General features: G+C 43.4%; 12 protein-coding genes and 1 pseudogene. 5 read left to right on the top strand and 8 right to left on the bottom strand.

Going from position 1 to position 13,840, the window contains the following annotated elements:
- The first annotated feature begins 20 nt into the window (after nucleotides 1–20).
- Both HFD99_RS03460 and HFD99_RS03465 read left to right on the top strand, forming a co-directional pair.
- Nucleotides 21–734 (top strand): expansin EXLX1 family cellulose-binding protein, encoded by a 714-nt coding sequence (locus HFD99_RS03460; RefSeq protein ID WP_016821649.1) that lies wholly within the window; start codon nucleotides 21–23, stop codon nucleotides 732–734.
- A 230-nt stretch (nucleotides 735–964) separates the two neighbouring features.
- Nucleotides 965–3,226 carry an AraC family transcriptional regulator gene (locus HFD99_RS03465; RefSeq protein ID WP_090889455.1) on the top strand — a complete coding sequence of 754 codons (2,262 nt, stop codon included), beginning with the start codon at nucleotides 965–967 and terminating at the stop codon, nucleotides 3,224–3,226.
- A 71-nt stretch (nucleotides 3,227–3,297) separates the two neighbouring features.
- On the opposite strand, the gene HFD99_RS03470 is transcribed toward HFD99_RS03465, so the two are convergent.
- From HFD99_RS03470 to HFD99_RS03490, 5 genes are all read right to left on the bottom strand, one after another.
- The gene (locus HFD99_RS03470) at nucleotides 3,298–4,839 is read right to left on the bottom strand and encodes an extracellular solute-binding protein (RefSeq protein WP_123797417.1); all 1,542 of its coding nucleotides are present in this window, start codon (nucleotides 4,837–4,839) and stop codon (nucleotides 3,298–3,300) included.
- Between the two features lie 109 nt (nucleotides 4,840–4,948).
- Nucleotides 4,949–5,842 (bottom strand): carbohydrate ABC transporter permease, encoded by an 894-nt coding sequence (locus HFD99_RS03475; RefSeq protein ID WP_016821652.1) that lies wholly within the window; start codon nucleotides 5,840–5,842, stop codon nucleotides 4,949–4,951.
- Nucleotides 5,843–5,860: 18 nt separating this feature from the next.
- The gene (locus HFD99_RS03480; protein WP_016821653.1) at nucleotides 5,861–6,853 is read right to left on the bottom strand and encodes an ABC transporter permease; all 993 of its coding nucleotides are present in this window, start codon (nucleotides 6,851–6,853) and stop codon (nucleotides 5,861–5,863) included.
- A 232-nt stretch (nucleotides 6,854–7,085) separates the two neighbouring features.
- Nucleotides 7,086–7,862 (bottom strand): NAD-dependent epimerase/dehydratase family protein, encoded by a 777-nt coding sequence (locus tag HFD99_RS03485; RefSeq protein ID WP_123797418.1) that lies wholly within the window; start codon nucleotides 7,860–7,862, stop codon nucleotides 7,086–7,088.
- A 167-nt stretch (nucleotides 7,863–8,029) separates the two neighbouring features.
- Complete coding sequence (locus HFD99_RS03490; protein WP_123797419.1) at nucleotides 8,030–8,917, bottom strand: DMT family transporter; 888 nt, start codon at nucleotides 8,915–8,917, stop codon at nucleotides 8,030–8,032.
- A gap of 147 nt (nucleotides 8,918–9,064) precedes the next feature.
- Between HFD99_RS03490 and HFD99_RS03495 the strand changes: the two genes are divergently transcribed.
- Nucleotides 9,065–9,814: a YdcF family protein gene (locus tag HFD99_RS03495; protein WP_123797420.1), complete on the top strand. Its 750-nt coding sequence runs from the start codon at nucleotides 9,065–9,067 to the stop codon at nucleotides 9,812–9,814.
- Between the two features lie 93 nt (nucleotides 9,815–9,907).
- Here the strand turns inward: HFD99_RS03495 and HFD99_RS03500 are convergent, their stop codons facing one another.
- On the bottom strand, nucleotides 9,908–10,378 hold the full coding sequence (locus HFD99_RS03500) for a DUF523 domain-containing protein (RefSeq protein ID WP_123797421.1): 471 nt from the start codon (nucleotides 10,376–10,378) through the stop codon (nucleotides 9,908–9,910).
- Nucleotides 10,379–10,533: 155 nt separating this feature from the next.
- Nucleotides 10,534–10,760 (bottom strand): annotated as a pseudogene (locus HFD99_RS03505) (sigma factor); the annotation flags it as partial.
- Between the two features lie 221 nt (nucleotides 10,761–10,981).
- Between HFD99_RS03505 and HFD99_RS03510 the strand changes: the two are divergent.
- Complete coding sequence (locus HFD99_RS03510) at nucleotides 10,982–11,611, top strand: TetR/AcrR family transcriptional regulator (RefSeq protein ID WP_025365392.1); 630 nt, start codon at nucleotides 10,982–10,984, stop codon at nucleotides 11,609–11,611.
- On the top strand, nucleotides 11,608–12,582 hold the full coding sequence (locus HFD99_RS03515) for an alpha/beta hydrolase (RefSeq protein ID WP_025365393.1): 975 nt from the start codon (nucleotides 11,608–11,610) through the stop codon (nucleotides 12,580–12,582). The genes HFD99_RS03510 and HFD99_RS03515 overlap by 4 nt, the downstream gene beginning before the upstream one ends.
- A gap of 343 nt (nucleotides 12,583–12,925) precedes the next feature.
- Here the strand turns inward: HFD99_RS03515 and sigK are convergent, their stop codons facing one another.
- Entirely contained in the window at nucleotides 12,926–13,627 is a 702-nt protein-coding gene (gene sigK / locus HFD99_RS03520) for an RNA polymerase sporulation sigma factor SigK (RefSeq protein WP_025365394.1), read from the bottom strand.
- Between the last annotated feature and the right edge of the window lie 213 nt (nucleotides 13,628–13,840).

The raw sequence follows: 13,840 nt of genomic DNA on the forward strand, positions 1-13,840 counted from the left end.
TGAACAAGGAGGAAATGATTATGCAAGAAAAATCTCTGTTCCGAAAGTTCAAAACGATTGGTCTGACGTCGTTGCTAAGTGTCGTATTGTTCGCACTTCCCGCTTCAGCTGCTTGGAATGATACATACACGGGGTACGCCACATATACAGGATCAGGTTACTCTGGAGGAGCATTACTGCTTGATCCTATCCCTTCTGATGCCAAAATTACAGCGCTTAACCCCACACAATTGAATTATAACGGAATTAAAGCCGCATTAGCTGGAGCCTATTTGGAGGTTCAAGGCCCCAAAGGAAAAACAACCGTCTATGTAACAGATCTATACCCTGAGGGTCCGAGTGGCGCACTTGATCTGTCTCCGAATGCCTTCAACCTGATTGGCAATCAAAAGGATGGAAAAATCAATATTTCATGGAAAGTTGTCAAAGCTCCGGTTAGTGGTAATGTCTCCTACCGCATTAAAGAAGGCAGCAGCCAATGGTGGGCAGCCATTCAAGTACGCAATCATAAATATCCAGTCTTAAAAATGGAGGTCCAACAAAACGGGCAATGGCTCAATCTCGAAAAACAGGATTACAACCATTTTCTGGGTACTAACTTAGGAAAACAGCCTCTGAAAATACGGATTACGGACATTCGCGGTGTCGTACTGAATGATACCATCCCAGCTCTAGCGGAAAATGGCACAGGCCAAGCCTATATCGTTAAAGGTAATGTTCAATTTCCTGACTAATTGAAATGCCGCCTCATCTTTGCTTCTTTTCATTTGAACCAATAAAACAGGCCGGGAACCGACGCAATCTAGTTTGCGTATCCGTGTTCCCGGTCTTTTTACGAAAAAATCATTATTTTTCACAAAGAATCGGTTTGTTCACTGTCCTGTTCATAAAATCATACGTATAATGAATACATAAATAGGGTGTACTTTACAGCTACGTGCACACAGACAGGAGGCCTGTTCATATGAGCAATTTCAAAAAGCATCACAAGCTACACAGCAAATTGCTGGTCAGCATTACGTTATGTATAACACTAACGTTGCTGGTATCCACCACTGTATATTATTTCTACTATATTCGCGTGGAAAAGGAGCAGGCGTTCGAAGCCAATCACAATAGCTTAACGTTGAGAAGCAAAGAGGTCATCAACATGACATCTATTGCTCAATCGTTGGCATTTCAAATGTATCGCAGCAGTACCCTATCCAAGCTGTTGTATTATCCCAAGCCCAATGTATATGATGTAACCGCTGCCATGACCGAATTAAATAATTATCTTAACTCCATGCCGTATATTGAATCCATCTACGTGTATAACCCTAAAAGTGACACCTTCTACATTGCGTCCTCACAAGGCCAAAACGGGTTATTCAGCAAGCATGAACTGGCTGATACAGACATCATTCGCGTGCTGGATCATTATCAGGACTACAAACCCTTTACGCCTATTCCACGCACGTATCCGTTGCTGTCTGCCTCAGACTCCGAAGCTGGCGTAGAGCAAGCAAGCCCAGACATCGCAGCCTATACGTATTTATGTTATGACGCAATCAACTCGAACGAAGCGATAAATTCGGCTGTGATTGTGAACGTGTCAGCGGCCTGGATGAACAAGGAAATGGCGTCGACCCCCATCTCAGGTGGGACTGCTTATATTTTAGACGATCAAGGCAGATTGTTATCTGGTACAACGTTGACAGACGAAGCTTTGAACGAAAAAGAACAGCTATGGCTGCACACTAGAGTCAAAAAACAGGAAACAGGCTATTTTGTAGAAGACTTTCATGGTAAAAGATCACTGATTTCCTATACTTCCCCGGATGGACTAGGTTGGCAGTATATTAGTGTCACACCTTATGAAAGCGTTATCAAAATGGCGAGTGTTATTCGTAATGCCATGGTACTGATCGCGGCCATCATCGGAATGGCAGGATTTGTAGCTTCCTGGCTGCTGTCCAAAATGCTGTATACGCCTATTGGTCAAATTGTTGTGCATATGAATTCACTGGAATCGGAGAAACGCAACAGTATGTACACGATTCGGCAAAACATTTTACGGAATGTGATTCGGGGAATCCGAAATCTTCCTGCTGGTGAAGAACCGGAACGACTGCGCGAGCTTGGGATTACATTTCAGTTCGACAAAGACTATCGGCTTGTACTCCTGCGCATAGATGAATATGCCCGCTGGCAAAGCGAGCGTGGACCTGATCTGCTACCTTACAAGTTTGCCATCATGAATATCGCTTCTGAAATATGCGGGCAAACATATCGGGTGGAGACCGTTGATATGGATGAGGATAGCGTCCTGCTGATGCTCAACATTTTAGACCCTGCGGAACATACAGACACGGTACTACTGGAGACCTTATTACGCCAAATACGTGAAGCTTGTCTCGAATATTTGAAGCTAAGTGTATCACTAACCTACAGCGTAATTACAAGTCAACCAGAACAGTTGCATCTGCTATACCGCCAGGTAGACAACGCATCTATGCACCGTTTTTTTCAGGGTCATGGCTGTATTATTAATGCGCGAAGCACTACAGATGAAGATGTCCAAAATACTTATGTATTTCCATCGGATAAAGAAAAAAAATTGCTGGATACGCTGCTATCTGGTCATACGGAGGATGCACACCGGATGTTCCAAGATCTGTTGATGCATATGGAGCAATATCCGTTTTCCTCTGTGCGGGTGGCAATATCTCGGCTTATCATGAGTGTGAATAATGCCGTTCGGCATATAAGTGAGCTCAATGGATTTGCTATCGAATCTAAACCTGAATTACCATCCGCAGATCGATTAGAGACCGCCGAGGATCTTATTGCTCATTACCAATTGGTCTTTGAACAGGTTCGCTCCAATCTGGCGGAAAAACGAAATACAAAGCAAGAACGATTGGTACAACAAATCAACGAACGAATGGAGCAAGCTTATACGGACCCTAATTTCTGTCTCAATCAGATTGCGGAAGAGCTGGATATGTCGCCAATTTATGTCAGCAGGCTTTATAAGCAACAAACCATGTCCACCATCGTAGACGTCATCCAGCAGCTTCGTATTCGCAAGGCCTGTGAGCTGCTGGAACAGACCGACTGGTCGGTGGCTGACGTGGCAGAACAAACCGGGTTTGCGAGTAGCTCTTATTTCCACCGTATGTTTAAACGCAGTTTAGGCGTGACACCCACAGATTTTCGCCGTTCTAAAGCGAATGCGCAATAGGCGATATCAAAAAAGCAAGCCTCCAACTTTCTGGAGACTTGCTTTTACTTTAGATCACAGCTCTTAACGTTTTACTTGATCCCCTTCTCCTTCACATAGGCTTCCCATTGTTTTGTATATTCGGTTTGAATCTTCTCCAAACCAGCTTGGTTCGCCTTTTGCATGAAAGTCTCAAGACCTTGATCAACATTGTCGATCAGTCCAGCTTGAAGTGGGTACAGGTATTGCTTCTCGACCTGTTCCAATGCCGCTTTTTCTGCTTGGTAGGTCGTATAGTCCTCTGCAAAGCCAGTAAACAGGTCAGGCTTCTGGATTTTATCCAGCTCCGCAAAAATCTTCTTCACACGGTCAAAGCCTGAATCAAACAGCATGTATTCCGGGTTACGCCAAGCCCAGCTGTTCATTCCTTCCCGTGAAAATCCATTCGTACTGCCGCTACCTATCATATGATAGTAACCATCTTTGACTTCGTAGTTTTTGCCTTCGATACCATATTGCGTAAGCAGGTTATAGCGTTTGTCCGTTACAAGCTTTTCATAAAAGGCCAGCGCGCGGGCTGGGTTCGGGCTGCTTTTTGGAATTGCAAAGCCATTATGAATCGGATGCACCGGAGTTGCATAGCCCGTTGTCAGCGGGAATGGATAGTACTCAAGCTTCCAGTCCGGGTGGGATGCTTTGAGCTTAATGACCATATCATTAAACCGGGTTGGGTTGTCGCCAAAAATACTCGCTGCTTTACCAGAAGTGACTTGATCCTGAAGCGTATCTTTTACGTTTAATACGTTTTTGGGAATAAACCCTTTATCAGCCCAGCGTTTGTAAGTATTCAGCTCTTCTTTTTGTTCATCTGAGCCCCAATACTTATATACCTCTGTTGGTTTTTCATATTTGATACCAATGCCATAAGGCAAAGCACCTACACTCTTCGTTACTAATTCGGTATAACGATCATGCAGATTTCCCTTGATATCACTGTTCAAAGATACCGTTTTCATACTAGGCTCATGCTGACGTATCCCGTCCATGTAAGCCTCGTAACTTTTGATGTCTGTTGGTTTAGGCAAATTGTACTTTTCGCGTAAATCCTCACGCCATACAAAACCGTTTGTGACATATTCTTTATACGTGCCAGGCACGGTATAAATTTTGCCTCCGATTTTAACCCCATCCCACATGTCCTGAGGCACGAATTTTTGCAAGGCAGGTGCGGCCTTAGGCAGCAGATCGTCTAGCGGCAGGAATGCCCCCTTCTTGGCATAGGCCTGATACTGCGTCCAATCTGCAGTGAAGATCAGGTCGATAGGCTGACCCGAAGACAATAACAGCTTATATTTTTGATCCCAGTCTGTCCACGTCGTATAGTTAAATTTGACGGTGGCATTCAGATCTTTTTCTGCCAACTTATTAATCTCTGCCTCAATGGTAGACAGATCCTTAGGAGCATCACCCAGCATATAAAATTGCAGCTGTACTTTCTGGGCTTTATCATCCTCTCCATTTGCTTTTTGTGCGCTGTTTCCGCTACCGCCCCCACATCCGGCTAAGAGCGCCATGATAACCATTACTGCAATCAGGATGGACATGCGTTGTTTTCTTTTCTTTGTGAATGTCATGTGAATCCTCCCTTTGAAATGGTAGTCCGTTTAAATAAAACGCTTACAAAAAGTGCTGCTTGGATGGCACAATGTCAGCACATTATGCCATCTCAGCCTTTAGTGCCGCTTATCCTTTTACCGCACCAATCGTCAGCCCCTTGACAAAGTAACGCTGAATGAACGGGTACAGGAGTAAAATGGGACCCGTAACCACGATCGCCATTGCCATTTTGGTCGACTCTGTCGGCATATCGTTGGACAGGGACACGCCGGTACCTGCACCCATTTGAGCAATAAATTGCATGGAGTTAATGACATTATACAGATAGTATTGCAACTGGTATTTATGCGGGTCATTAATAAAGAGTGAGGATGAAAACCAGTCATTCCAGTAAGCCAAAGCCAGAAACAGCCCCACAGTGGCAATACCCGGTGTAGATAAAGGCAGTACAATTCGGTAGTAAATTTTAAAATCACCCGCACCGTCTATTTTAGCGGACTCGAACAGTTCTTCCGGCATGGAGGAACGAATGAAGTTTTTCATCAAAATGATTAGAAATGGAGTCATTAATCCCGGGAAAATAAGCACTGTATACGTATCTAGCAGCCCCAAATACTTCGTGAGCATAATGTACCAAGGTACTAATCCGCCTCCAAACAACGTCGTAAAGTAAATATAGAATGAAAACGCGTTGCGGTATTTAAAATCTTTGCGTGCCAGCACATATCCGGCCATCGTCATCAGGAACAGGCCCAGCGTCGTACCTACAACCGTGGTAAAAATCGTCACCCCATATGCCCGCAACACCTCTTCAGGAAAGGTGAACACCGTCCGGTATCCTTCCAGCGAGAATTGCTGTGGAATGAAGTGATAGCCATCCCTGATAATCGATTCATTACTGGTTAGTGAAGCCGAAATAATAAGTAGGAACGGGAGTAAACAAGCAATGGATGCCACAATGATAATCACATAAGAGATAATTTTAAAAAGTCGAGTGTATACATCCTCTTTGATCGCCATCCGTTTCGGTCCTCCTTTCTAGAATAAGGCATATTCGTCGTTCAGCTTGCGAATGATATAGTTCACGGTCATGATCAGTACAAATCCGAACAGGGATTGATACACGCCTGCGGCCGAAGCCATACCCACATCAAAAGTTACTTTCAAGGAACGATATACATAAGTGTCCAAAATATCCGTCGTATTGTACAGCACACCGTTGTTACCGATTAACTGATAGAACAGATCAAATTGTCCTTTCATAATACTACCCAGTGCAAATAACAGCAGCACAACGAATGTTGACTTGAGCATAGGAACGGTAATGTACCAAATTCGTTGAAAAATGTTGGCTCCGTCTATTTTAGCTGCCTCATAATACTCGTCACTGATCCCTGTGATCGCTGCCAGGTAGATCACCATACTGTAGCCGAGATTTTTCCACAAATAGAACAGGATAATCAGGAAAATCCACACCCATGGTTTGTTATACACATCCACGCGTTCACCACCGAATTGCACAAGCAACGTGTTCAGAAAACCATTATCATAATTAAATATGTTATACACGATGACACTTAGAATGACGAAGGAAACAAAATATGGAAGAAACATCACAGATTGAGTGATCTTTTTAAAGTAGCGGCCTCGCAACTCATTCAGTAAAATAGCGAGGACAATCGCTAACACGTTGCCGAGTAAAATAAACGCCGCGTTATATCCAACCGTGTTCAATGTCAATTTGGTCAGCGTACCAGATTGCCATAGAAAGCGAAAATTCTGGAGTCCGACGAACTGGGCCTCAAAAAGGCTGGTATTAAAGTCAAACTGGGTAAATGCATAATAAATGCCGACCATAGGAATGTACGAATTTATGAAGAAAAAGATTAAAGTGGGCAACAACATCAGAAATAATACTCGATTGCGGATCAGTTCATAGAAAAAACCGTGTTTCTTGCCTGTTCCCAGCCTACCGTTCAAGCGGGAATCCGTCGTAAGCATTGCAGAATTTTTGGGCATAGGCTGATTCAATGTGAGTCACTCCCCCTCTATATACATACCGACTGCAAGGTTTGTAGCATCGCCGCCGTATAACTATATATTATGTAAGCGCATTCAAAATGAAAAGTGAAGCCTCTCATGCTTCATGAACAAAGGAGTGTCCAGAGGAGTGAACAATTCGGATATTTGTGAAGTTTTATGTGATATGAGGCGCCTGATCGACGCCTTCAGCCCATTCGCAAGCATATTTGGACGATCTGCTCTATTCCTTTTGCCCACCCTGAAAAATGGTTTCATCCTGTTTTACTCGAAATCCGTTTTTCTTGGCCTGCTCCAGCAACTCAGCGGCATTATCCTGCGGCTTATATCCGATTCGTTCTTCCAAGTAACCAATGTCATAATAATTATCCGTATTGGCTGACGTACCGTACAAATTAAGATAACTTATCTTCGAAGTGGCCTCGATACAGCTGACGGTCAGATGAATCATATCGCGCTCAGAAATCCAAATATGAGCAGCTCGCTCCGAATGTGGCCGATCATCCCCAGGAAAATTGCCGATGCGGATATTTATTGAGGATATTTTGCCCTGATCGGCATATAGCCGTCCCAGCAGTTCAATGTAGCACTTACTCAATCCATAAAAACTATCGGGTCGATAGGGATCTTCTACATCTATGGCCTCGCCTACTTTATAAAACCCTGTGGCATGATTGGAACTGGCAAAAATAATGCGCTTTACCCCATTTCTGACCGCAGCTTCATACAGCTTATACGCTCCGCTTACATTGCCAGACAGTACTTTACCGAGGAAATCCCCCTCATCCTTAATCCATGCAAAATGCAATACCGTATCCACTCCATGTGTAAGCTCAGCCAATCTTGCAGCATCATGTATATCCAGTTCGACAATCCCTGTTTCTTCATCCCTCTTCACATCGGCGGCGGTTATTTCATATTTCCCTTCCGCTTTTAGCCCTTCGTAGAGTACTTTTCCAATTGTGCCCGCTGCTCCTGTTATCAATAATTTCCGTGCCATCGTCCGCATCTCCCTTCTTTATGTGACAGTGTGCTGTCATCCATAGCTTAACCAACTCCCTAAAGAGGGAACCTTGATACCATCATTCGCTGCATTCTGTCAGCTATAAAAAAGGACTCTGCTACCTAAGCAGAGTCCTTACTTATTACTTTTTTAAGATATTAATTTCAAGCTTGCTGTACTACCCTCACTCTGCGATTAACCAGATAGATGCTAAAACCGATCAATACCAGACCAATCAACAGAAAAGCCGTAATCGATTCGTGAAGCAGCATAGAACTGACAAATACCGAAATCACCGGCACCAAAAACGTATAGGAAGCGACCTTACTAGCATCTCCCGAATTGACCAGCGTGAAATACAGCAGCCAGGATAGTGAAATTCCCAGCACAGTCCCGAACACCAGTCCTGACACATATGGAACATTCCATACGATGTCTGACCAGCTTTCCGTTACCGATCCAGCCCCTGTCAACACGATGCCTCCAAGTGTACATTGAAATGCGACCAGCCACAACGAATCCACACGCTTGTTAACCTTTTTCACATACACGGTTCCTAACGCCCAGCTCACCGCTGTAATAATGGCAATAATTACACCTGCAATAGCCACATGTCCTGAAAAGCCTCCGATACTGACAGCTGCCACGCCCAGAAATCCAATGATCAATCCAATCACTTTGAGCTTGGACATTGCTTCCCCCAGCCACATCCATGCAAAAATGCCAACCAGCACAGGCTGAAGATATACCAGTACAGAGAACAGACCTGATGGAACGTACATGAGCCCCACGGTTTGCAAGCCATAAAACAGAACTACGTTAAAAATACCTGAAATAGCATACACCCGCCAATTTTCTTTCCAGCGAATGCGATTCCATCTCGGTGCTAAAATCGCTCCCAATAGCAGACCACCCAACAGTGTACGTAGCCCTGCAAACAAAAGGGGCGGTGTGAATTCCAGTGCAACTTTATAGATGGGCCAAGAAATGCCCCACAATACAACCAGTAGCGCGATCATCATTATCCGCTTGGCTGTCGTCAACTCTCCCATGATGCTCTCGCTCCTCTATGAAAAAAATCACTAGATTTTATATATTACGCCTATGGGACAACTTTATCAACAGAGGAATCCAGTCAATTGCCTATGTTACAATGTACCCAATAGATAAAGCTTATTAGGATAGGAGGTTGTCTGCACTTGATTTATTTCATCAAATTTCTATACAGCTTTGTGCTTCCTCCCGGTTTGTTCATCCTCGTGATGGCAGGGCTTGTAATCTGGCTATGGAAACGGGCGCGTAAACCTGCTGTCGTACTGCTCCTTGTTACATTGCTGCTGTATGTTTCATCGACCAATTTGGCTGGAGATTTGTTAATCCGTAGTCTGGAAAAGCAGTATCCACAGCCCCGTACCGTTCAAGGTGATGTTATTATCGTACTTGGGGGCGGAGCTACAGAGGGAACTCCCGACATCAACGGGCAAGGTAATATGCTAGGGTCTGCAGCCAACCGACTGCTCACTGCGGCCAGACTGCATGAAGCAACAGGTCTACCTATCCTTTTTTCCGGTGGACAAGTGTTTGGAGACAGTGGTAATGAAGCGAATATTGCGCAGAGGCAGCTAATAGGACTCGGTATTCCGGCAAAGGACATCTTCATCGAAAACCGTTCCTTAAATACACAGCAAAATGCCGTATATACCTCCCAAATTTTAAAACAGCACCAGCTCACAAAACCTATTCTGGTGACCTCAGCATTCCATATGCCCCGTGCTGCACTGGAATTTCAGCGTGCAGGTATGCAAGCCACAGCTTATCCAACCGACTATCTGGCAAGTGAAAAGCTGTCACTATATGCTGCCAAGCTCTCACCGTCTGCTGGAGCCATATCTACAACCGGGACAGCCCTCAAGGAGTATTTGGGGATTTTGGCATTAAAGCTCAAATAATGTGATACACAGGTGTAAAAGGAACACAGCACAAACAAGCGTCTTGCGCTTACCGCTATAAGCCAGTAAGCGATTAAGACGCTTGTTTTATCATTACATATTCTCATGCAAGAAAATTTCCGATATTTGTTCTTCTGATATGACCTTAAAGCCCTCCCTTTTTAACAAGGCGGAGGTTACCCCATTGCCTGCAATTTTACGGTTTTCGAATGCCCCACTATAGATCGCTGCCGATCCGCAGGACGGACTGTTTTCTTTTAAAACAATAAGTGACGCGTTAACCTCTCTGGCTATATGTAAAGCTTCGTGCGCACCTCTAATGTACATATCACTGACATCATTGCCTGAATACTCGATCACCTTGGCGGTGCCAGTCAGCACATCCTCCCCTGTCCCTCCAACAATCTCAGCAGGGTCTCTCGGCGTCGTAAAGCCCCCAAGTAGCTCAGGGCAGATCGTCATTGCCTTTTTTTCCTCTACCAACTTCTGAATATGTACATCCAGGCTATCCGTCCCGTTATATCGCACCTTCATGCCTGCCAAACATGAACTTACCAGAATCATTAGTTCACCTCATATCCATTGCTTTCATATTAAGTAATTAAAGTATAAACAAATTTTCTCAAAGAGTCATCGTGCGAAAATTTAGACTCGCCACTACGTCCGCGCTCCGTCAGGATATTCGTCCAGCTGATGACATAATCATAATCCTGTATTCAAATCTCGTTGCCTTCCTTTCAGTCCCTATAGGATCATGGAGTGATACGTATTTGCGTGTTTTTTTCAGAGATTGCAAATGCATCAGGATCTCATTTTCTATACAACGAGCTGCAAATATTGCTAACTTGGTGCCTTTCCCATTCTGAAAGCTTTTAATGACCTTGATCAGTCCGATGGTACCGATGGATATAAGATCCTTCAAATCTTCGCCGGTGTTATCGAATTTAAGGAAGGCGGAACGTTTAACTCATCCAAAATAATCTGATAAAAACAAGCCTGAGGCGCATATTGGGCAGCACTCCGGCTTATTTTTATATGTTGAGGTTCATCCTGCTCGTAAATAAAATAAATTCACTCTTGCTATAAGTCGTAATTTTAGATATATTATTAATTAAATAATTAATCATTTAATTAATGAAAGTTTAGTTTAAAGAAAGGGGAATACATTTGGCAAGACCCATCAATGAAGAAAAAAGACTGGAGCGGCGTAAACGTATCCTAGAAGAAGCTGTTGTCCTGTTCGCAGAAAGTGGATATTCTAATACCACAATGGCTATCATTGCTCAGAGTGTGGGAGTGACTCCTGGAACCATTTTTCAATATTTTCCTAGCAAAGAAGCTTTATTCTACGCCGCAGTCCTTGAGCCGCTTGCTGATATTCAGGTGAAATCGCTTGCTTGTCTAAAAAAAGGAGGGACACCAGGCGTATTGATTAAGAGCATGGTGGCAGAACAATTCAACCATATCTACTCCTATATAAATGAATTGCGGCTTGTTCAATCTGTCTTAGGACAACGAATAAGATTCCCTGAACTTACACAGAAGGTCCTTGAAAGTGTAAAGGTAATGACAGATGCGATCGAATGCATCTATGCCAAGGGACAGTTAATGGGAGAATTCAACAAATGCTTTTCTCCAGCAATGATCTCTCGTGCCTATATCTCTTTCTTAAATGGAGTGGGCTTAACTCTTGGAGAAAGTATTATTCAGCATCCGGAGTGGGAAAATCTGAAGGAGCATGCCTTTTATTTGTTCGCACCCATACAACCTAAAGAAAAACCGGAGGAGTCTGAATGAGTCAAACATCATTACAACCCGATCTGACATTTAACGTTCGTGTGAAAAAACGGAAGAAAATTTTATGGAGCCTAGGAATCGTGCTTCTGCTTGTAATGGCTCTTGTATTTTTTATATCTTATAAAGTAGTAGACACCTTGTTGCACCATCCTAGAGACACTAATGTCAGCTACGAATTGAATATCGATAAAACACCCTACGAAGAGATCGAGTTCAAGAGTTTGAAAAATGATAATACGATTAGAGGTACTTTCTTTCCTGCAAATGGTCTTTCTGGTAAACCAAGTGATAAGACGATTGTTGTCGTCCATGGATATACGAGCAATCGTTTAGTCAAAGGGCGGACCCAAAAGTTAGTAGAGCATTTCGTTCCGAAAGGCTACAATGTATTGGCATTTGACCTCAGCTCGCAAGGTAAATCCGATGGTGACTTGATTACACTGGGCCTCAATGAAAAATACGATTTGCTAGGAGCTGTAAGCTACTTAAAATCCAGAGACCATACGGGTGATAACATTGGAGTTATCGGCTTTTCAATGGGTGCTGCTACTTCTCTGCTAGCCGCAAGTGAAAGTGATGACATCAAAGCCGTAATTGCGGATAGTCCTTTTCGTAATGCTGGTCTATTTCTGAGAGAGGGTTTGCCCTACTTTTCAGGTCTACCTGCATTTCCATTCAGTTATACATCGACATGGATGGCAAATTGGGTCTTTAAGGTTGATCTTGATTCCATATCTCCTATGAATGCGGTAAAAAAGATGCAAGACAAGCCAGTTATGCTCATTCATGGTACTGGAGATCAGCAAATCAGTTATAAAAATACAGAAATTATTTACGAGTCCTTAAAAGATAACCCAAAAGCAGAAGTATGGTACCCGCAAAATACGGAGCACATCGATGCCATCAACCATTACCCCACTGAATATTTCAAAACAGTAGATCGCTTTTTGGATGAGTATGTAGGAAAATAAATTCACTCCAAGAGAGCCGACTAGCGAAAAAGCTTGTCCTGACGAAGTAAAAATACCCAATAATATCAAGCATTTTTAGCCTGTAGTGCAGAAAACCACTACAGGCTTTTATTTGCGTTTTAAATGAAAATACATAGCAAAATAGCTATTATTTAAGCGAAAAAAACGGTAGTACGAGTACAGAGCATGTTGATAAAGACAAAAGACAAGTGTATGCTGTTTGCTGGTCAGGAGAAGATCCTTTTTGGAGATCATTTGAATAAAGACTCGGAATTGAATAAATGAACTAGAAAACAACGCGTTCTCTACAAGAGCAACGCGGCTTCAAATATCTCCTTATCCATTATCCCTTCTGCTTGTAAAATTCATGGTACAACTTCATCAGCGCGCGCTTTTCAATTCGTGACACATACGAGCGTGAAATTCCCAGTTCTCGTGCAATTTCCCTCTGTGTTCGTTCTTCTCCTCCAGCTTCCAGACCAAATCGGCCAATCACCACTTCTTTTTCACGGTCATCTAAAATATCCAGATTGCGATAGATTTTGCTCTTCTCGATTTTGAGCTGTACCTTATCTACAATATCGTCCGCCTCGGAACCAAGGATATCAATTAAAGTAATCTCGTTTCCTTCCTTGTCAGTCCCTATAGGATCGTGGAGAGATACGTCTTTGCGTGTCTTTTTCAGGGACCTTAAATGCATCAGAATCTCATTTTCTATACAACGGGCTGCAAATGTTGCCAGTTTTGTTCCTTTTCCGGTCTGAAAGCTTTCAATAGCTTTGATCAGTCCAATGGTGCCGATGGATATAAGATCCTCCAAATCTTCGCCGGTGTTATCGAATTTTTTTACAATATGGGCCACCAGCCTTAGGTTATGTTCAATAAGTGTGTTACGGGAATGTGCGTTGCCTTCGGCAAACAGCTTTAGGTGTCGAGCTTCCTCTTTTTCAGTCAATGGCTGCGGAAAGGCGTTGTTTTTCACATAGGAAACGAGTAGCGTCAATTCCTTGATGAACAGAGCGATAGCACTAAATAGTCCGGGCACGGATGACACCTCCTGAGGTAGTTGCGAACTTACCGGCCTTTGTTACTTACCGGGCTTGCGGTCTGTTTATTGTATGTAGGCAGGTGCCCATCCGTGCCTGTACTCCGAAAACTGCTCCGTAACAATTTGCCGGATATCTTTCTGGAGCAATCTCCAATACTTAATTTGAAACTTAGAGATCTCTTCGACAAATCAACGCACTCCTATAGCCAG

Source organism: Paenibacillus sp. EKM301P (genome assembly GCF_011800295.1).
GTDB classification, from domain to species: domain Bacteria; phylum Bacillota; class Bacilli; order Paenibacillales; family Paenibacillaceae; genus Paenibacillus; species Paenibacillus polymyxa.